Here is a 20,718-nt window from a genome sequence, read left to right on the forward strand (position 1 = left end):
TGAATCGGTTGAAACGATTTTCAGAATTTGAAAAAAAGGATGAAAAAAGTTATTGACAGATTAAAAAGGAAAGCGTAGTATACGCAACCCTTGAGACAGCAAAACGAAACGCTGTCAGCTCTTTAAAAATTAAGAACAGACAATCTGTGTGGGCACTGTTAGGACAAAGAAATTAAAGTCTACGGACTTAAAAAAATCAAGTCTTAATAAGTGACACTGAAGATTCATTTGAATATGTCAGAAACAGTTATTGAGCATCAAACTTTAAATTGAAGAGTTTGATCATGGCTCAGATTGAACGCTGGCGGCAGGCTTAACACATGCAAGTCGAACGGTAACATGGGTGCTTGCACCTGATGACGAGTGGCGGACGGGTGAGTAATGTATGGGGATCTGCCGAATGGAATGGGACAACAGTTGGAAACGACTGCTAATACCGTATAATGTCGCGAGACCAAAGTGTGGGACTTTCGGGCCACATGCCATTTGATGAACCCATATGGGATTAGCTAGTAGGTGGGGTAATGGCTCACCTAGGCGACGATCTCTAGCTGGTCTGAGAGGATGACCAGCCACACTGGAACTGAGACACGGTCCAGACTCCTACGGGAGGCAGCAGTGGGGAATATTGCACAATGGGGGGAACCCTGATGCAGCCATGCCGCGTGTATGAAGAAGGCCTTAGGGTTGTAAAGTACTTTCGGTGATGAGGAAGGTACTTGGTCTAATAGGCCAAGTAATTGACGTTAATTACAGAAGAAGCACCGGCTAACTCCGTGCCAGCAGCCGCGGTAATACGGAGGGTGCGAGCGTTAATCGGAATGACTGGGCGTAAAGGGCATGTAGGCGGATGATTAAGTTAGGTGTGAAATCCCCGAGCTCAACTTGGGAATTGCATTTAAAACTGGTCGTCTAGAGTATTGTAGAGGAAGGTAGAATTCCACGTGTAGCGGTGAAATGCGTAGAGATGTGGAGGAATACCGGTGGCGAAGGCGGCCTTCTGGACAGATACTGACGCTGAGATGCGAAAGCGTGGGGAGCAAACAGGATTAGATACCCTGGTAGTCCACGCTGTAAACGATGTCGATTTGGAGTTTGGGGGCATGTCCCTTGGGCTCCGGAGCTAACGCGTTAAATCGACCGCCTGGGGAGTACGGCCGCAAGGTTAAAACTCAAATGAATTGACGGGGGCCCGCACAAGCGGTGGAGCATGTGGTTTAATTCGATGCAACGCGAAGAACCTTACCTGGTCTTGACATCCATAGAATCTTTCAGAGATGAGAGAGTGCCTTCGGGAGCTATGAGACAGGTGCTGCATGGCTGTCGTCAGCTCGTGTTGTGAAATGTTGGGTTAAGTCCCGCAACGAGCGCAACCCTTATCCTTTGTTGCCAGCGGTTTGGCCGGGAACTCAAAGGAGACTGCCGTTGATAAAGCGGAGGAAGGTGGGGACGACGTCAAGTCATCATGGCCCTTACGACCAGGGCTACACACGTGCTACAATGGCGTATACAAAGGGAAGCGAAGGAGCGATCTGGAGCGGACCTCCTAAAGTACGTCTAAGTCCGGATTGGAGTCTGCAACTCGACTCCATGAAGTCGGAATCGCTAGTAATCGTGAATCAGAATGTCACGGTGAATACGTTCCCGGGCCTTGTACACACCGCCCGTCACACCATGGGAGTGGGTTGCACCAGAAGTAGATAGCTTAACCGAAAGGAGGGCGTTTACCACGGTGTGATTCATGACTGGGGTGAAGTCGTAACAAGGTAACCGTAGGGGAACCTGCGGTTGGATCACCTCCTTACGAAGTTCCTGACAGTGTTCACATAGATTGTTTGTTTGAAGTTGTAAAAGATCATTTAGTCCCCTTCGTCTAGAGGCCTAGGACATCGCCCTTTCACGGCGGTAACAGGGGTTCGAATCCCCTAGGGGACGCCATTTAAAGACGGATGATTGAATGCAACGAATAATATATTGATAAGTGTACTAATTAGTGCATTGATTAATATAGCTCTTTAACAAAATGGAACAAGCTGAAAAGAAACGAGTTCTCGTTTTATGGAGGCGTTGATGTGAATGATTTCACGTTGATGTTGAAATAGAAAGAGAAAAAAACAAGCGAAATTGAAAAAGCCAAGACAACTGTAAGTTGTAAGGTTAAGAAATTAAGCGTACACGGTGGATGCCTAGGCAATCAGAGGCGAAGAAGGACGTGTTAATCTGCGAAAAGCGACGGTGAGCTGGTAAAGAGCGTTATAGCCGTCGATGTCCGAATGGGGAAACCCAGTGCAATAATGCACTATCATTAGTTGAATAAAATAGATTAATGAGGCGAACCGGGAGAACTGAAACATCTCAGTACCCCGAGGAAAAGAAATCAACCGAGATTCCCAAAGTAGCGGCGAGCGAAATGGGAGGAGCCCAAAGCGGGTAGCTTGATGTGTAAATGGAAGTATCTGGAAAGGTACACGATAGAGGGTGATAGTCCCGTACATGAATATGCATGAAGTGGAAGCTTGAAGAGTAGGGCGGGACACGTGGTATCCTGTCTGAATATGGGGGGACCATCCTCCAAGGCTAAATACTCCTGATTGACCGATAGTGAACTAGTACTGTGAAGGAAAGGCGAAAAGAACCCCGGCGAGGGGAGTGAAATAGAACCTGAAACCGTGTACGTACAATCAGTGGGAGCATCTTTATGGTGTGACTGCGTACCTTTTGTATAATGGGTCAGCGACTTATATTCTGTAGCAAGGTTAACCGAATAGGGGAGCCGAAGGGAAACCGAGTCTTAACTGGGCGTTAAGTTGCAGGGTATAGACCCGAAACCCGGTGATCTAGCCATGGGCAGGTTGAAGGTTGGTTAACACTAACTGGAGGACCGAACCGACTAATGTTGAAAAATTAGCGGATGACCTGTGGCTGGGGGTGAAAGGCCAATCAAACCGGGAGATAGCTGGTTCTCCCCGAAAGCTATTTAGGTAGCGCCTCATGTATAACTGTTGGGGGTAGAGCACTGTTTCGGCTAGGGGGCCATCCCGGCTTACCAACCCGATGCAAACTCCGAATACTGACAAGTTGAGCATGGGAGACACACGGCGGGTGCTAACGTTCGTCGTGAAGAGGGAAACAACCCAGACCGCCAGCTAAGGTCCCAAAGTCATAGTTAAGTGGGAAACGAAGTGGGAAGGCTTAGACAGCTAGGATGTTGGCTTAGAAGCAGCCATCATTTAAAGAAAGCGTAATAGCTCACTAGTCGAGTCGGCCTGCGCGGAAGATGTAACGGGGCTAAAACTATGCACCGAAGCTGCGGCAGTGTGTAAATAACATATTGGGTAGGGGAGCGTTCTGTAAGCCGTAGAAGGTGTCTTGTGAGGGATGCTGGAGGTATCAGAAGTGCGAATGCTGACATAAGTAACGATAATGCGGGTGAAAAGCCCGCACGCCGGAAGACCAAGGGTTCCTGTCCAACGTTAATCGGGGCAGGGTGAGTCGACCCCTAAGGCGAGGCAGAGATGCGTAGCTAATGGGAAACGGGTTAATATTCCCGTACTGGATGTGACTGCGATGGGGTGACGGAGAAGGCTAGGTTTACCGGGATAGGTCCGCAAGGAGCCCGGGTTAAGCAAGTAGGGGTGTGATTAGGCAAATCCGGTCACTAAAACTCTGAGATGCGATGACGAGGCACTAAGGTGCTGAAGTAATTGATGCCCTGCTTCCAGGAAAAGCCTCTAAGCTTCAGGTTACATGCAATCGTACCCGAAACCGACACAGGTGGTCAGGTAGAGAATACTCAGGCGCTTGAGAGAACTCGGGTGAAGGAACTAGGCAAAATGGTGCCGTAACTTCGGGAGAAGGCACGCTGATGGTAATTGAAATCCCACGCGGACGTAGGTGAAGTCAGTCGAAGATACCAGCTGGCTGCAACTGTTTAATAAAAACACAGCACTGTGCAAACACGAAAGTGGACGTATACGGTGTGACGCCTGCCCGGTGCTGGAAGGTTAATTGATGGGGTTATCCGTAAGGAGAAGCTCTTGATCGAAGCCCCAGTAAACGGCGGCCGTAACTATAACGGTCCTAAGGTAGCGAAATTCCTTGTCGGGTAAGTTCCGACCTGCACGAATGGCGTAATGATGGCCAGGCTGTCTCCACCCGAGACTCAGTGAAATTGAATTTGCCGTGAAGATGCGGTGTACCCGTGGCAAGACGGAAAGACCCCGTGAACCTTTACTATAGCTTGACAGTGAACATTGAGCCTTAATGTGTAGGATAGGTGGGAGACGAAGAAGTGTGGACGCTAGTTTGCATGGAGTCGACCTTGAAATACCACCCTTTAATGTTTGATGTTCTAACGTAGGGCCCTGAATCGGGCTTGCGGACACTGTCTGGTGGGTAGTTTGACTGGGGCGGTCTCCTCCCAAAGAGTAACGGAGGAGCACGAAGGTTAGCTAATCCTGGTCGGACATCAGGAGGTTAGTGCAATGGCATAAGCTAGCTTGACTGCGAGAGTGACGGCTCGAGCAGGTACGAAAGTAGGTCATAGTGATCCGGTGGTTCTGAATGGAAGGGCCATCGCTCAACGGATAAAAGGTACTCCGGGGATAACAGGCTGATACCGCCCAAGAGTTCATATCGACGGCGGTGTTTGGCACCTCGATGTCGGCTCATCACATCCTGGGGCTGAAGTAGGTCCCAAGGGTACGGCTGTTCGCCGTTTAAAGTGGTACGCGAGCTGGGTTTAGAACGTCGTGAGACAGTTCGGTCCCTATCTGCCATGGGCGTAGGAAAATTGAGAGGGTTTGCTTCTAGTACGAGAGGACCGAAGTGAACGCACCGCTGGTGTTCGGGTTGTGATGCCAATTGCATTGCCCGGTAGCTACGTGCGGAATAGATAAGTGCTGAAAGCATCTAAGCACGAAACTAGCCTTGAGATGAGTTTTCCCAGACTATATGTTTGTAAGGTCCGTTCGAGACTAGGACGTAGATAGGTCAGGTGTGTAAGTGTAGCGATACATTGAGCTAACTGATACTAATGAACCGAGAGTCTTAACCTTACAACTTAGAGTTGTTTTGGATTTAAAATCGCGAGTTGAGAGAAAAAGCTTGTTCTAGTTGTTAGAAAGCGAGACAGAGTTATGTCTGGCGGCGATGTTGCGGTGGACCCACCTGATCCATGCCGAACTCAGAAGTGAAACGCCGTGAAGCCGATGGTAGTGTGGGGTCCCCCCATGTGAGAGTAGGTCACCGCCAGACTATTAAATAAAACAGAAACCCGACTACGTTCGGGTTTTTTGTTGCCAAAAATTTAATATTAAGTTAGAAATACTAACTAATTTTAATTGTATATTTTAGTAACGTTATGATTAGATAACGTTAATTTAAAAAGTATTATCGCTTGTTATAGTTATTAATATAGTTATTAAAGAAGCGAGACAGAGTTATGCCTGACGGCGATGTTGTGGTGGAACCACCTGATCCATGCCGAACTCAGAAGTGAAACGCCGTGAAGCCGATGGTAGTGTGGGGTCCCCCCATGTGAGAGTAGGTCACCGTCAGACTATTTAATCAAGTAGAACCCGCTTAATGCGGGTTTTTTTGTATATAAAATACAGGTTATAGATTATTGTAGTAGTCAATATACGTTTTTTCAGTGTTACAAATAATTTGATATTGATAGAGCTATCGTTAAACTAATATTATCGCTTTTGGTTATAGAAATAGAATAAGTTACTCATTGGATAGTCATTTTTTAGATGTGAAAAAGGATTGTATAGAAAAGCTAATGATATGCCAGAGATTAGGTAATCCTCCCATTTTTAATGGAAGTTAGGCGTAGAATTTTGCTGTTGTATTAATTTAAGTTTTTGCATCGGTGTGATCCCACCAATTCCCATATTAGGTCTTTCATGATTATATGTCCATAACCAATCCGTTGCTTTACCTTGTAATTCACTAATCTCGTTGTAAATATAATGACTTAGCCAATCATAACGAACCGTGCGATTAAAACGTTCAATATAGGCATTTTGCTGAGGATTACCCGGCTGGATAAAGCATAATGTTATTTTGTGCTTTTTAGCCCAACTCGCTAAAAGATGGCTGATATATTCGGGCCCATTATCACAGCGAATCGATTTTGGTTTTCCTCGCCATTCAATAATTTGATTTAATGACCTAATGACACGCTCTGCTGGCAACGAAAAATCAACGTCAATCGTTAAGCCTTCTCGGTTAAAATCATCAATGACATTGAATAAGCGGCAACACCTACCATCGGCTAACTGGTCATGCATAAAATCCATTGACCAACATTCGTTAATGTTTTGAGGAACCGCTAAAGGCTCTGGCTTTTCTCTTTTTAAACGCTTATGAGGCTTGATACGTAAGTTAAGTGATAGTTCGCAGTAAATGCGATAAACTCGCTTATGATTCCATGTATAACCTTTTACATTGCGTAAATATAAAAAACACAAGCCAAATCCCCAATTTCGTTGTTGCTCTGTTAATTCAATTAAATGAGCAGCAATGATTTGGTTTTCGCTTATTAATATCGGCTCATAACGATAGCAGGTTTCACTCACACAAAATGTTCGACATGCTTGTGAAACAGCCATTCTATTTTGTTTGACGACCTCTTTCGCTAACATTTTTCGCTCAGAAGCCTTCACCACTTTTTTGTCATGGCTTCCTGTATGACTTCGGCTTTAAGCCTTTCTTCTGCATACATTTTTTTGAGTCGACGATTTTCATCTTCTAGTTCTTTCATTCTAGCCATTAGCGATGTATCCATGCCACCGTATTTGGCTCGCCATTTATAGAATGTTGAATTTGCCATTCCATGCTCTGGGCATAACTCGGGTACGGGAATACCATTTTCGGCTTGTTTTAATATATTGAGTATTTGATTGTCTGTAAACGTTGTTTTTTTCATGTTTTTCTCCGAACATTATAGTAAGAGAAAATTCTACTTTTGACTTCTATTATTTTTAGGGGGGATTACCATTATATTAATGTATAAAATAAATTATCTCATTTACCAGAAAACTCTCTAAAATAGATCATTTAGGTAAACGAGATTCATCATTGATGAGCGAGGATTAGTGCTTACGTTCTACAGCTAATAGAGTCAGTCTTTGTAACGCATCTTTATAAGGAGAATCTGGCAGTATTTCAATCACTTTTGCTGCTTTCTCAGCTTCTTTTTGAGCGGCTTGGTAAGTAAACTCTAATGAACCACATTCACTCATTACGTTTAATACTTTCTTTAAAAGGTGTCGGCCATTACCGTCTTCAATCGCTTTTCTTATTATCGCCGCATCCTCGGCATTTTTTGTGTGATTCATTGCATGTAATAGAGGAAGAGTTGGTTTACCTTCATTTAAGTCATCACCAAGGTTCTTACCTAATATTGCTGCATCTTCAGCGCTGTAATCAAGTAAGTCATCAATTAATTGAAAAGCCGTTCCTAAATAGCGACCGTAGTTTTGTAAGGCTAATTCCAACTCTTCGGACGTTTCACTGATCAATGCAGCACTATGAGACGTTGCTTCAAATAATCTAGCTGTTTTACGATAAATCACATCCAAATATTGCTCTGTAGTGATATCCGGATCGTTACAATTAATTAATTGCTGTACTTCGCCTTCTGCTATCACATTCGTGGCTTCAGACATTACTTTAAGGACCGGTAATGAATTAATACTTACCATCATTTGAAATGAACGAGTATAAATATAATCGCCAACTAAAACACTTGCTGCATTACCATATAATGCATTAGCAGTTGAACGACCTCTTCTTAAATCGGATTCATCAACAACATCATCATGTAAGAGTGTTGCTGTATGAATAAACTCAACGAATGCTGCCGCCATAATATGCTTATCACCTTTGTAGGATAAGGCTCTAGCAGCTAGAAGCATAATAATTGGTCGGATACGTTTACCACCACTACTGATAATATAATTACCCAATTGATTGATTAGAACAACATCTGATGACAACTGATTTTGTATTGTATTATTAACTTTCTGTAGATCATCTTTAATTAGATTGATAATTTGTTGCATTAAAATTTGACCTTTAACTCGCTACTTTTATAGCAGATATCCAAATTACTATTATCCGTTAAAACACCACTTACAACAAGATGACTCTGACTATTTTATTAATAAAAAGATAAAATATAAATTAAAAAATTGGAAATGATAACTATTTTCATTTAAAATACAGGGGTTGATAACTTAATTTTTTAAATATAAGCTGATGATGGAAAAGCTCTGTAAACCCAAAAAGAAGACTTCTAATTTTTATACACCTATTTCTGCTGTAGCGCATTTATGTGTGTTAGGCCTGTTATTAGGAGGGAGTTTTTTTTCTGAAAGAGCTATATTAGCCGCAGATGGTGATAACTCAATAAAAGCAGTTATGATTGACTTATCAATGATGGCCGCTCCCGAACAATCACTTGTCGAAGATTCACCTCAACTAAACAGTCCGCAAGAACCCGAAGTTGAGGTTGATAATGAAGTAACTGAAATTGTCCAAGATAATAATACTAAGCCGGATGTTACCCCTGATATTATTGTAGAAAAAGAAGTTATTGAAAAGTTAGCTCCTGTGAAGGATGCTCAGTTGGTTGTCGCTGAAAAATTGCCAGAAAAAGAGCAAAAATCACCACCACCTGTAAAAAAATCTTCAGTTGCACAAGTTAAACAAGAAGTAAAAACAGATAAAATTGCAGAGACTGCAGTAGCTCCAACCATCTCTTCTAATACCCAGTTTGCAGCTACTCCAACTGCGATTAATCGCAAGTTCCCTGAGTATCCACGTAAAGCCCTTGATATGCGTATTGAAGGGCATGTCATTGTGTTATTTGATATCGGTATCCATGGTAATGTTGAAAATATCCGTATTTTAGAGTCTAAGCCGAATAGTATTTTTAATCGTTCAGTTATTCAGGCAATGAAACAGTGGAAGTACCAACCGATTAAAGCAAAAGATCTTACTGTTAAGATTGTGTTTAATCGAAATAAATCGATTAATATTGATAAAGCTTAAAGCAATTAAGATCTTAGTCTTTGGACTCATTATTAACTTAATATATTCATTGTTTATATTAAGTTAATAGCAAGTTAATTAAATAGTGATTAGCGATAGTTATGTAGTTGGCTCATCAGCATTTCAATTTCAAGCGGTTCTTTAGGTACATCACTGGTTAATATCTCATTACCATCTTTAGTTATGAGAATATTATCTTCAATACGGATACCAATGCCTTTATATTGCTCCGGAACATCTGCATCTTTATTTATGTATAGACCAGGCTCAATTGTAAGTACCATACCGGGGGCTAAAATACGATCTCTACTAGGTGTTTTATAGTCACCAACATCGTGAACATCGATTCCTAACCAGTGACCTAGTCCGTGCATATAAAACTTAGTATAGGTTTTTTCTGCAATTAATTGTTTAATATCACCTTGCATTATTCCTAAGCGAACTAAGCCTTCAACCATAATAGTGATAACTTGATCATTCACCTCTTTTATCGAAATACCAGGTTTAAATAGCTCAATCGCTCGGTATTGTGATTGGAGTACAATATCATAAATTTCTTTTTGGGCTTGACTAAATTTGCCATTAATAGGGAAGGTACGAGTAATATCTCCTGCATAGTATTGGAACTCACAACCAGCATCTATCAGAACGAGATCGCCATCTTTGAGTAATTGATCATTATTTTCATAATGTAAAATGCACCCATTATTACCACCCCCTACAATAGTATTATAAGATGGATTTCTTGCTCCATGTTGTGCGAACTCGTGTAATATTTCTGCTTCTAGTTGATATTCATACATATCGGGTTTACAGGATTGCATGGCTCGAATATGACCTTTCGCCGTAATTTTACCAGCCTGACGCATGATTGATATTTCATATTCAGACTTAAATAGTCGCATTTCATGCAATATGGGTCGCCAGTCGATAATAGTGTCTGGAGCATTTAAACCTTGTCTTAAACCATTCCTTAGTGTAGACATTAGCTGATTAACGATTTTTTCTGCATATCGATATTGTTGGCTTGCATGGTATAAAGCTTGCTTCCCAGTAACAATGCTTGGCAAAATTTCACTAATCTGATCAAAAGGATAGGCTTGATCGACATGGAGAGTGGATAATGCAGCTTGTTGCCCTAATCGATACCCTGTCCACGTTTCGGCTAATGGATCCTTGGTACGATTAAATACGATTGTTTGATAGTCATGATTGGCTTCTTTTACTAATACAAATACTGCTTCAGCTTCATTAAATCCAGTAAGGTACCAAAAGTCACTGTTTTGTCGATAAGGGTAATGTGTATCGTTGCTTCTAACGGCTTCCGGTGCAGCAAAAAAAATGGCGACGCTATTCTCAACCATTTTATTTAAAACATTACGCCGACGAGAAATAAGTTCATTGATCATGTTATAACCTATTTTTAATTAATAATATTCATCTGTAATGAACGGTAAATGATTTTGTACAATATCGTTCTTTTTGAATTGGTAATATTTTGCTCTTAAGTGCTTTTAGATAAGTCGGATATAATTGGGATGACTTATCTTGTTTAAGCTGCATTTAAGACTTCAGATAGAAAAAGTATAGACTAGTGTACCGTTGTAGACTGATGATATTCACTAAATTCATCATGACATAGAATCACAGTCATACGCACATACTCTAAGATCTCTTCAAAGGCAAAAGCAAGTTCTTCTTGATTTTCTTCTTCATCATAGCCTAACTGAGTGATCTGTCTTAGATCATAGATAGCTTCCCCTACGTCACCTTTAACTTTAGCCAATTGTGGCTGAGCGAGTCCTAAACCAAGTAAAAAATGGTTAACCCAACCAACGAGATCATTAATTTGGCTAAATAGATCTTGTTCATTGAGTAAGAGTTGAAATTCAAAATTATCATCATTCAATTGGGTTTTTATTTGATCATAAAGTTTGCAAATAAGTGTCAACAATGAATCCGCGATAGGCTTTCCATCATTTACCATATCATTAAGTAATACTTTCCAACTTTCATCACTGTTTCCCCCTGCTAATATACCAGAAAGAAAACCATGCAATTCAGCCGCAGTTAATCCTATTTGTTGATTTTTTAACTCATCATTGATTGTTTTATACATAGAGAATATTGGCCTTGAATGTAGGATCGAAATAGTTAACCAGATGAATAGTATATACAATAATTAAATTATACGGAATGATTATTCATTTTAGTGATTGCACATTTTATTGTAAAATTAGTTAAAAAAATAAATATAATAAGGAATTATGATGAATACCGAGCTCTCCGATAAAAAATCTTTTATCACTCCAGAACTTGATTACCGTTTTTGTGCTACATGGCCAAAAATGGTTAGATGGCTTTTAGTCATTCCCACCATCATTATTAGTGCTGTTATTTTTAATTTTAGTATTGGTCTTATTTTTAATGTTCTATTAGTCAATTTTAGTCATTTAGCGGTACTTATTTTAAGTATTCAATCTTTTGCACTGTGGTTATTTATAAGTAAAATAACGATATTTATGATACCAGTGAGTAATAAAAAAAGAACGGGCGGTATGATTCTTATTGCAATTTATTTTGTAATAATGGCTGGTCTGTTTTTATTTTTGACACAAGCTGTTGATGGGCGATTTGTGATTTTTAATTTTATGTGTACTGCTGTTACTGGCTTATTAGGTTGTTTTTGTTCACTTTATTATAAATTATTTTAGTTTTTACAGTTAAACTAAAAGGTTGTATAACTGATTACCTCGTTATAGACCTTTTAGCATTCTTACAGTTCAGAATTGTTACCGAAAAATAGCGATTAGATATCTAAATTACTTAGAATATCAAGAGCATCTGATAATTTTTTAACCCCATAGATTTGTATATCAACAGGTTTTTTCTTCGGGATATTACTGATTGGTACAATTGCTCGTTTAAAACCATGTTTGGCTGCTTCGTAAATTCTCTCTTGTCCACTAGGTACTGGTCGAATTTCGCCACCGAGACCTATTTCTCCAAAAATAACTAGATCTTGTGGTAGTGGTCGATTACGAAAACTCGATACCAATGCCGAGATTAAAGCCAGATCTGCACTAGTTTCAGTCACTTTAACGCCGCCCACTACATTAACAAAGACATCTTGATCGGCCATTTGTAAACCGCCATGTCGATGCAAAACAGCAAGTAATAGGGCTAATCTATTTTGTTCAAGACCGACAGTGACTCGGCGTGGATTACCATACATTGAGTGATCAACGAGAGCTTGAATTTCGACGAGTAATGGCCGGGTTCCTTCCCATAAAACCATTACTGAACTCCCTGGTAGCATCTCATCACCGCGGCTTAAAAAAATTGCGGAGGGATTACTTACTTCTTTTAGTCCTTGCTCTGTCATTGCAAAGACCCCTAATTCATTGACTGCTCCAAAGCGATTTTTATGGCTACGTAAGGTTCTAAAACGAGAATCAGCATCACCATCAAGTAATACAGAACAGTCAATACAATGTTCAAGTACCTTTGGTCCCGCTAGTGATCCATCTTTTGTAACATGACCAACCATAATAATAGCGATGCCTTTAGTTTTTGCAAATCTAGTCAAATAAGCCGCAGTTTCTCGTACTTGAGCTACACTTCCTGGTGAAGATTGTACATCGGCAATATGCATAACTTGAATTGAATCTATTACCATCAATTTAGGCTGCTCTTTTTCGGCAAGCAAACAAATTTGTTCAATGCTTGTTTCTGATAGCATATTGATCTGATCAGTGGGTAAGCCTAATCGGTTGGCTCGCATTGCCACTTGTTGTAAAGATTCTTCGCCAGTGACATATAAGGTTTTTATTTGGGTTGAAAGGCGACACATTGTTTGTAATAACAATGTACTTTTACCTGCACCAGGGTTACCGCCGATAAGGATTGCACTGCCCGGTACAACACCACCACCCAAGACACGATCAAATTCGGAAAAGCTAGTTGAAAAGCGCGGTAACTCTTCTAGGCTAATTTCGGATAATTTTTGTATTTTTGCTGTACCTGTATCACCAGCATACCCTGTAAAACGATCGTTACGATTGGTCGCTGCTGCGAGTCTAACCTCAGTAATCGTATTCCATGCATGGCATTCACTACATTGCCCTTGCCAGCGTGGATAATCAGCTCCACAATCATTACAAACATACGCTCGTTTAGCCGCTTTTGCCAAAATATTTACTCCAATACAGAATTCAATTAACCTTCACTATCAAGGCTTGCAGACAAAATACAAATAAGGCCTGTTAAATCGGCATAATTAATCCCAATTTTGGCTTTTTGTACTACTTTCGGTTTGCCATGGTAAGAGACGCCAAGCCCCGCAATACGAATCATCATTAGATCATTTGCGCCATCACCAATTGCCACTGTTTGCTCTATTGGGATGTTAAATTGGCTAGCCAAATTTTGTAGTGTCTTCGCTTTAAATTTTGCGTCAACAATTTGACCTTTTATTTTACCGGTTAGTCTTTGACTATTATTTATATCAAGCTGGTTAGCATAAACCTCTGCTAATTTAAATTTCTCTTTTAGATGATCGGCAAAATAGGTAAAACCGCCCGATACTATGGCTATTTTCCACTTACGTTTATGCAGTTCTCTAACTAGAAAACTTAAGCCCTGTGTAATCGGTAATTTATCTCTAATTGATTCTAAAATTGTAATATCAGCACCTTTTAGTGTTGCAACGCGTTTACGTAGACTAGTTGAAAAGTCCATTTCACCGCGCATTGCTTTCTCGGTAATTTTTGAGACTAACTCTCCGGAGCCATGTCGTTTAGCGATTTCATCAATACATTCAATTTCAATTGCTGTCGAGTCCATATCCATTATTAACAACCCCTCTGAATGTAATGAAGGTAGATTATCAATAATTGAAACATCAATTTCTAATTCATTCGCAATCTCTTGGGATTTTTTAGGCATGACGCCCGCAATACGTACTACTTGGTAGTTCTTAATCTTCCAAGATGATACGATTACTATTGGCATAGCGAGTTTACTTTGAAATTGCGATAATAACGTCTTATTTAGCTTTTTACCGTAAATAATCCAACCAGTTTTACCTGCATTATAATCTAATGGCACAACCTCACAGCCATTAAGTGAAAGAGGTAATCCTTGCCAACTGTCGATATTTTCTGATAGATCATTAAAATATAATGTATTTCCCATAGCGAGCTTTTGTTATTTATTAAACGAGAATCAAAGGTGAATTATCATAACATAAGCGATAAATAGACGTTACAAATAATTAGTTAGGACAGCGTTATAATTGCTGTAATTTTACTCAGAAATAATGGTAGTAAAATTGGCTAATTACTCATTAAGTTCAGGGTATTATAACAAAGGTAAGTTTTTAGTATGAACGCGAATATATTGTTATTAAAAAGTTAGCAGGAATATAAGGAACTAAGTCCTTAATATCCCTGTTATTGATAGAATATCTCTATTCGATATTATCCAAATTGAAATGGTAATTTAGGAAATACATAGATTAATGCAACTATAGCTAAAATAATAAAAATAATTCTATAGGTGAGTGGTAACTTACGAGCGATATAACCAACAACTAAGATATAAAACCAAATTGGCGTTGCAATAAGTGCATTGAGAGTATCTGTTTCAAATCTTAATAAGACTAAAACAAAAGCAAAAAAAGCTAGGCAAATAATACACATAAATGTGCCGCCAGGCATTTTAAATAATGATTGCTCATGTCTCTCTGAGTGTTTAGTTCGATAAACTATATACGATAATAGAATCATCGACCAAATAAACATAAATAAAATTGCTGATATGGTTGTTACAATCGTGAATGCCGTCATGACATCAGGAACCATATAGATTAATACTACGCCACCAAGTAAACAAATGCATGAAAACATTAATCCATTAGCAGGAACGGCTCTACTTGATAGTCGACCAAACATAGATGGTGCATCGTGTTTTTTTGCTAAACCAAATAGCATTCTACTCGTCGAATAAATACCACTGTTGGCTGATGATGCCGCTGACGTTAAGACTACAAAATTAATTAGGCTAGCAGCTGCAGGTAAACCAATTAGTGTAAATAGTTCAACAAATGGACTTTTATTAGGTGAGATAAAGATCCATGGCGTAACACTCATAATGATTATTAACGAAAAAACATAAAAGAAAATGATACGCACAGGAACGGAATTAATTGCCCTTGGTAAATTTTTAGTTGGATCTTTAGTTTCAGCCGCTGTTGTACCGACTAACTCAATTCCGACAAAAGCAAAAATAGCAATTTGGAAGCCAGCAAAAAAGCCCATCAATCCTTTAGGAAACATGCCACCATATTGCCATAAATTACTCAGTGCAGCAGATGTGTTTGTCTGTTCTGAGTGATAGGATGTTGCGATTAGTACAATACCAATAACAATCAGTGCTAAAATCGCGACAATTTTGATCATTGAAAACCAGAATTCGGTCTCTCCAAACATTTTAACTGTTAATAAGTTGAGCGATAATAGAACAACAATACAAATGAGCATTGGGATCCAGGCTTGCAGAGTAGGCCACCAATGTTGGGCATATCCGGCAATGGCTACAACATCAGCAATCCCTGTCACAACCCAGCAGAACCAATAAGTCCAACCTGTAAAAAATCCTGCCCAAGGCCCGAGTAAATCGGCAGCAAAATCACTAAATGATTTATAATTGAGATTGGATAGTAAAATTTCGCCCATTGCTCGCATGACGAAGAATAGAACAAAACCAATTATCATATAGACAAAAATAATAGAGGGGCCAGCAAGACTAATTGTTTTACCTGAACCCATAAATAAGCCAGTACCTATTGCACCGCTAATAGCTATTAACTGAATATGTCTATTAGATAAATTACGTTTCAGTTTATTTTCTTGTGAAGACTCAGTATTATTAACTGAATTCATGGTATCTTGATCCCTTGAATAATTTTAAATGATAAACAGCTCCATGATATTAAAGACTCTATATAGTGATATCAATATTTTTATTGGGAATCATCATTAAATATTTTTATGATATAAAAATAATTATAGTAACGTGCTTATAATGAACTGTTTTGAGTCTTTTTGCACCAATTTAGCGAGAATAATAAATGATTAAAAAGTTCAACAATAAACGGATTATTGGCTGTTTGGGATGGGTATTAGCGATAACAATGTTAACAAGTTGTAAAAATTATCCAACAGAACAAGGTCAACAATATTTAAATGGTCAGTTACCAACTGTTTTAAATTTATCTCAGCCAACTTTAGGTACTCCGATTAATATTGATGATTATTTGCAGCAAGTAAAAATGATCGAACAGGTGTCCCCATCGCTATATAAGAAAAATATAGCTACATATCAAGCTATTAATCAATGGATAGCATCTCATTTTACAACTAACGAATTTAATAAGGTCGGTTTAAGTAGTTATCAGCTCGCAGGGCAAGATAATTGGGGAAATGTCCATCTTACTGGGTACTATACGCCAGTACTTCAAGCCAGACATCAAGCCGATGAGCAATTTCGTTATCCTCTTTATGCTAAACCTGAACATTGGCGAGGAAAACTACCTACAAGACAGGATATTTATAACGGAGCGTTGAGCAATCAGCAACTAGAGATTGCTTATACTCGCTCGTTAATGGATAACTTCATTATGGAGGTTCAAGGCAGTGGTTATATTGATTTTGAAAATGGTGAACCGTTAGTATTTTTAGGTTATAGCGGTAAAAATGGTCATCCTTACCAAAGTATTGGTCGATTACTTATTGAAAAAGGTGAAATAGATCGCGATAAAATCTCAATGCAAGCAATTAAAGCTTGGGCAGATAAGCAAGATGAAGCGACGATCATTAACTTATTACAACAAAATGCCTCTGCTGTTTTTTTTAAACCACAATATAACGCTAAGGTAGTCGGATCAACTGGAATTCCATTAATTGCTAAAGCCTCTGTTGCTTCTGATCAATCTATTATTCCTGCTGGTTCAGTCATGTTGGTTGATGTTCCTTTGTTGGATGAAAACGGTATTTACGATGGACAACGAGAGCTACGATTGATGATCGCGCTAGATATTGGTGGTGCAATCAAAGGGCAACACCTTGATATTTACCAAGGAATTGGTGATGAAGCCGGGCATCAAGCTGGTTACTATAACCATTATGGTCGAGTGTGGTTAATTACACCACCCCCTAATAGTTATTTATCTTCACCATTGAAGTAATTAAATATTTTTTAATTTTAGCTATTTAATAAATTGTAATAAGTAGTAAGCTGACTATTGCGTAACTGATAATAATAGGATTAAATGGTTATTACTATTTATTCATGAGCTAAAAGGGTTATCAGGGGATAGGATATGACTACAAAGAAACGAGTTGCAGATATTTTGATTGATGTTTTATCAGAAGCTGGTGCTAAACACTGCTATGGTGTTGTTGGTGATACATTAAATTATGTTACCGAAGCTATTCATAATAGTGATATGGAATGGATCCATGTACGGCATGAGGAAGCGGGAGCATTCGCGGCTGGCGCAGAAGCCTTCGTGTCAGATCGTTTAACGGTCTGTGCTGGATCTTGTGGTCCTGGTAGTTTACATTTTATTAATGGTATTTATGAAGCACAGCGCAATGGTGCTCCCGTAGTATTAATTGCGAGTCAATTAGCGACGGATACCTTAGGTTCTGATTTCCCGCAAGAAGTCGATTTTGTCAGTGTTTATAAAAGTTGTTCAGTCTTTTGCCAACAATTAATTAATCCGAAAAATGCTCGCCGAGTATTTACTGAAGCGGCTCAGGCTGCAATTAATCAGCGCGGTGTTGCCGTGATTATTTTACCGGTTGATGTGAGTAAAGCTGAAATTGAGGACGTTGTTACTTATCAACCTCAACAATCTCAATCATCTTTATCTCCTAATTTGAACGAATTAAAGCAGTTAGCCATATTGTTAGAGAAGGGGAGCAATATCGGTATTTATGCTGGAATTGGTTGTCGGTATGCTCATGATGAATTAATTCAGTTAGCTGAAATTTTGAAAGCACCTATTGCTCATACTTCAAGAGCGAAAGATTTTATTGAGTACGATAATCCCTATAATGTCGGAATGACGGGGATGTTTGGTACCAAAGGTGGCTTTGATATGATCAAGTCATGTGATACTTTGTTGTTACTTGGTTGTGGGTTTGCTTGGTCACAATTTTATCCAGATAATGCTACAGTGATTCAAGTTGATCATGATGCGACCCGTATTGGTTTACGTCATCCAGTTAATTTTGGTTTAGTTGCTGATGTGAAGTCCACTTTACAAGCTTTAATTCCATTATTAATGCCTCGACAAGATACGCTATTTTTGGATAAATATGTTGAGTTATATCGCAAAGCTGTTGCTAAATTGGATAAAAAACTCGTCGCTTCATCGGATTCGTTAATTCATCCTCAATATTTAGTCGATTTACTTGATCGATATGCGTCTGAAGATGCTATTTTTACTGCTGATGTCGGTTCTGCAATGGTATGGTTATCTAGACATATTCATGTTAATGGTAAACGTCGTACGTTAAGTAGCTTAAAACATGGCTCAATGGCCAATGCAATGCCACAAGCTCTAGGATTACAAAAGGCCTATCCAACAAGACAAGTTATCTCTATCTCTGGTGACGGTGGTTTATCGATGTTATTAGGCGATTTACTTACTGCTGTACAGGAAAAATTGCCAATAAAAATTGCAGTATTAAACAACCGATCACTTAATTTTGTTGAATTAGAACAAAAAGGTGAGGGATTAGTTGAGCGTTACACTGATTTAAGTAACCCAGACTTAGCTAAATTGGCTGAAAGTATTGGATTCTATGGACGAAAAGTCACTAATGCTGATGAATTAGAGCAAGCTGTTCAAGAGTTTTTAGCACATAATGGCCCAGCGTTATTAGACGTTCATACTAGTTCTAATGAGTTAATTATGCCACCAGCTGTTGGTATTGATGAGGTTAAAGGCATGGCATTGTATAGTGCTAAAGCAACCTTAGAAGGTAAGGGACATGATTTTATTGATTTAATTAAAGATAATTTTATTAAAAAATAAGACCAATCATAATCGATAACTCATGTAATTTTATACGAGTTATCGATTATATGATGGATGTGATTGTCTTGTTATAGGAACTAATTTATTCACTAATAAAGAAACTTAGTTCTGTTTCTTTATCTCTTTCAATAGTTTTAATGCAAGTGCTACCAGTACAGCAGCTCCAATAATTAAACCCAACCAAATAATCCATTGTGGAAAGCCAGATGATTGTGTTTTCTCAGCAGTGATTAGCGCTTTCTCGCCGGCTAATTTAACGGGATCACCAATAAAAGCTAACGGTAATGAATCTGGCGAATCCGTTGCTGATAGTAATGTTGAACTTGGTAATGCTACCGCCTTCGATTGCGCAGATCCCCATGCTAGAATAAACGGTGCATTATTGGCACTATTAAATACTAAGTCGACTTTATTACGATAAGCGATTAACTTAGGTGGTTGATCAAAATAGCTATTAATTGTTGTTAATTTTACTGCAGCAATAAGTGTACCATCAAATTCAATACGAGTTGGTTCATCGTTATAGTCAGTTTTGCGAAGAATACGATCTTCTAATTTAACCCAATTTTGATCTTTATTATCGGTTTTATAAAAAATACTTACAGGAAGTACGCTACGAGAATTATTTAATTCGATAGTCATCGTTTTCACTGGTTGCGGTGAAGGTAGCGTATAGATTGCATTTTGTAAGTCTGAACTATCCAACGAAAAATCAATTCCATATAATGTATTATTTCGCGTCGCTTCATCTGTTGAGGCGGTGACGTTATTAAGTTCAGGAATTGGTTTTTGTGAATATAGAGTAATTAACCAATTACGATTTTTAGTATTGGAATAAGAGGGGAAAGAAATATCCAATAGCGATAATTGACTATTATCGTTATTTGTTAATCGCATGATAGGAACATCACTTACAGTATTATTCCAATATCTTAAATCTGAACTATATGCTATATCTGCCGTTGCTTGCCAATTTTCAGCTTGGTCGGCAAAAGAGAGTTTAATATTGGCAATGGGCTGCGTTACTTTTATATCATTAGGAACTTGTAATAGGTAAGAGCGAGTATACCCATTTGAGTCATGGTCTGATTTATCCAGATTAATATTAACTTTCTGCCCATCAATTGCGATTGAATAATTATTACTAGTTGAGTTATTACTTCGATTATCTAACTCAAGGGGATACATTACCATATCAAATTGCTGTTTATTCTGTTTTTTGTTATAAACATTAATTAAAGAAAATGGTACTGTTTGACCATTGCGATTAAAAACGCGTAAGTCATCCAATTTTGGTGATTGAGTTTGGGTGTAGATCTGTTTATCTAACTCGACTCGACTAAACATACTTTCTGTATCAGTTAGATTCAACTCAGCCCCGAATGCATAATTGTTTGTTGAGTCAACTTCTGCTGATAGTGCATTAAAACTTATCATTAATGATAAACATACGGTCGTATATTTGTTAATTATCATATTCTTATCCTAATCTTTGACATCCTAAGCACTGCTTACAGCGCACTGCTTGTTACTTGTTCTTTATT

The 20,718-nt window shown here is 38.8% G+C and carries 12 protein-coding genes, 1 tRNA gene and 4 rRNA genes; 9 read left to right on the top strand and 8 right to left on the bottom strand.

Features of this window, described 5'->3' with window-relative positions; all coding sequences use genetic code 11:
• Positions 1-266: 266 nt before the first annotated feature.
• The 5 genes from RHO11_12410 (at position 267) to rrf (RHO11_12430) (ending at position 5,561) form a co-directional block, all read left to right on the top strand.
• Positions 267-1,804: ribosomal RNA gene (locus RHO11_12410) — 16S ribosomal RNA — on the top strand.
• Positions 1,805-1,862: 58 nt separating this feature from the next.
• Positions 1,863-1,938 (top strand) — tRNA-Glu (locus RHO11_12415).
• Positions 1,939-2,155: 217 nt separating this feature from the next.
• A 23S ribosomal RNA gene (locus tag RHO11_12420) occupies positions 2,156-5,057 on the top strand.
• A gap of 84 nt (positions 5,058-5,141) precedes the next feature.
• Positions 5,142-5,256, top strand: a 5S ribosomal RNA gene (rrf, locus tag RHO11_12425).
• 190 nt (positions 5,257-5,446) lie between these two features.
• Positions 5,447-5,561: ribosomal RNA gene (rrf, locus tag RHO11_12430) — 5S ribosomal RNA — on the top strand.
• Together the 16S, 23S and 5S rRNA genes with 1 tRNA gene alongside form the textbook arrangement of a ribosomal RNA operon.
• A gap of 258 nt (positions 5,562-5,819) precedes the next feature.
• On the opposite strand, the gene RHO11_12435 is transcribed toward rrf (RHO11_12430), so the two are convergent.
• Positions 5,820-6,934, bottom strand: a protein-coding gene (locus tag RHO11_12435; protein WVD61259.1) for an IS3 family transposase whose coding sequence is annotated in 2 segments (ribosomal slippage) — positions 5,820-6,685 and positions 6,685-6,934 — 1,116 coding nt in all. Because the reading frame shifts where the segments join, the coding sequence is not laid out codon by codon here.
• A 166-nt stretch (positions 6,935-7,100) separates the two neighbouring features.
• The gene (gene ispB, locus RHO11_12440) at positions 7,101-8,072 is read right to left on the bottom strand and encodes an octaprenyl diphosphate synthase (GenBank protein WVD61260.1); all 972 of its coding nucleotides are present in this window, start codon (positions 8,070-8,072) and stop codon (positions 7,101-7,103) included.
• 196 nt (positions 8,073-8,268) lie between these two features.
• On the opposite strand from ispB, the gene RHO11_12445 reads away from it, so the two are divergent.
• Complete coding sequence (locus RHO11_12445) at positions 8,269-9,063, top strand: TonB family protein (GenBank protein WVD61261.1); 795 nt, start codon at positions 8,269-8,271, stop codon at positions 9,061-9,063.
• Positions 9,064-9,152: 89 nt separating this feature from the next.
• On the opposite strand, the gene pepP is transcribed toward RHO11_12445, so the two are convergent.
• Together pepP and RHO11_12455 are read right to left on the bottom strand one after the other, a co-directional pair.
• Positions 9,153-10,472, bottom strand: a complete 1,320-nt coding sequence (pepP, locus tag RHO11_12450) for a Xaa-Pro aminopeptidase (protein WVD61262.1) — start codon at positions 10,470-10,472, stop codon at positions 9,153-9,155.
• Positions 10,473-10,654: 182 nt separating this feature from the next.
• Positions 10,655-11,182: a YecA family protein gene (locus tag RHO11_12455; protein ID WVD61263.1), complete on the bottom strand. Its 528-nt coding sequence runs from the start codon at positions 11,180-11,182 to the stop codon at positions 10,655-10,657.
• Between the two features lie 148 nt (positions 11,183-11,330).
• Here RHO11_12455 and RHO11_12460 point away from each other — a divergent pair, with 148 nt between their 5' ends.
• Positions 11,331-11,777 carry a hypothetical protein gene (locus RHO11_12460; protein ID WVD61264.1) on the top strand — a complete coding sequence of 149 codons (447 nt, stop codon included), beginning with the start codon at positions 11,331-11,333 and terminating at the stop codon, positions 11,775-11,777.
• A 95-nt stretch (positions 11,778-11,872) separates the two neighbouring features.
• Here the strand turns inward: RHO11_12460 and radA are convergent, their stop codons facing one another.
• The 3 genes from radA to cycA all read right to left on the bottom strand — a co-directional run bounded on the left by radA (position 11,873) and on the right by cycA (position 16,007).
• A complete protein-coding gene (gene radA / locus RHO11_12465; protein WVD61265.1) occupies positions 11,873-13,255 on the bottom strand; it encodes a DNA repair protein RadA in 1,383 nt (460 codons plus the stop codon).
• A 26-nt stretch (positions 13,256-13,281) separates the two neighbouring features.
• Positions 13,282-14,259, bottom strand: a complete 978-nt coding sequence (gene serB / locus RHO11_12470; protein WVD61266.1) for a phosphoserine phosphatase — start codon at positions 14,257-14,259, stop codon at positions 13,282-13,284.
• 284 nt (positions 14,260-14,543) lie between these two features.
• Positions 14,544-16,007 carry a D-serine/D-alanine/glycine transporter gene (cycA, locus tag RHO11_12475; protein ID WVD61267.1) on the bottom strand — a complete coding sequence of 488 codons (1,464 nt, stop codon included), beginning with the start codon at positions 16,005-16,007 and terminating at the stop codon, positions 14,544-14,546.
• Positions 16,008-16,195: 188 nt separating this feature from the next.
• Between cycA and mltA the strand changes: the two genes are divergently transcribed.
• Together mltA and RHO11_12485 are read left to right on the top strand one after the other, a co-directional pair.
• The gene (mltA, locus tag RHO11_12480) at positions 16,196-17,311 is read left to right on the top strand and encodes a murein transglycosylase A (protein WVD61268.1); all 1,116 of its coding nucleotides are present in this window, start codon (positions 16,196-16,198) and stop codon (positions 17,309-17,311) included.
• Positions 17,312-17,446: 135 nt separating this feature from the next.
• Entirely contained in the window at positions 17,447-19,171 is a 1,725-nt protein-coding gene (locus tag RHO11_12485) for a thiamine pyrophosphate-binding protein (protein ID WVD61269.1), read from the top strand.
• A gap of 105 nt (positions 19,172-19,276) precedes the next feature.
• Here the strand turns inward: RHO11_12485 and RHO11_12490 are convergent, their stop codons facing one another.
• Positions 19,277-20,650 carry a DUF3999 family protein gene (locus RHO11_12490; GenBank protein ID WVD61270.1) on the bottom strand — a complete coding sequence of 458 codons (1,374 nt, stop codon included), beginning with the start codon at positions 20,648-20,650 and terminating at the stop codon, positions 19,277-19,279.
• Positions 20,651-20,718: the final 68 nt, after the last annotated feature.

This window comes from Orbaceae bacterium BiB, from assembly GCA_036251205.1.
Classification (GTDB): Bacteria; Pseudomonadota; Gammaproteobacteria; order Enterobacterales; family Orbaceae; genus Orbus; species Orbus mooreae.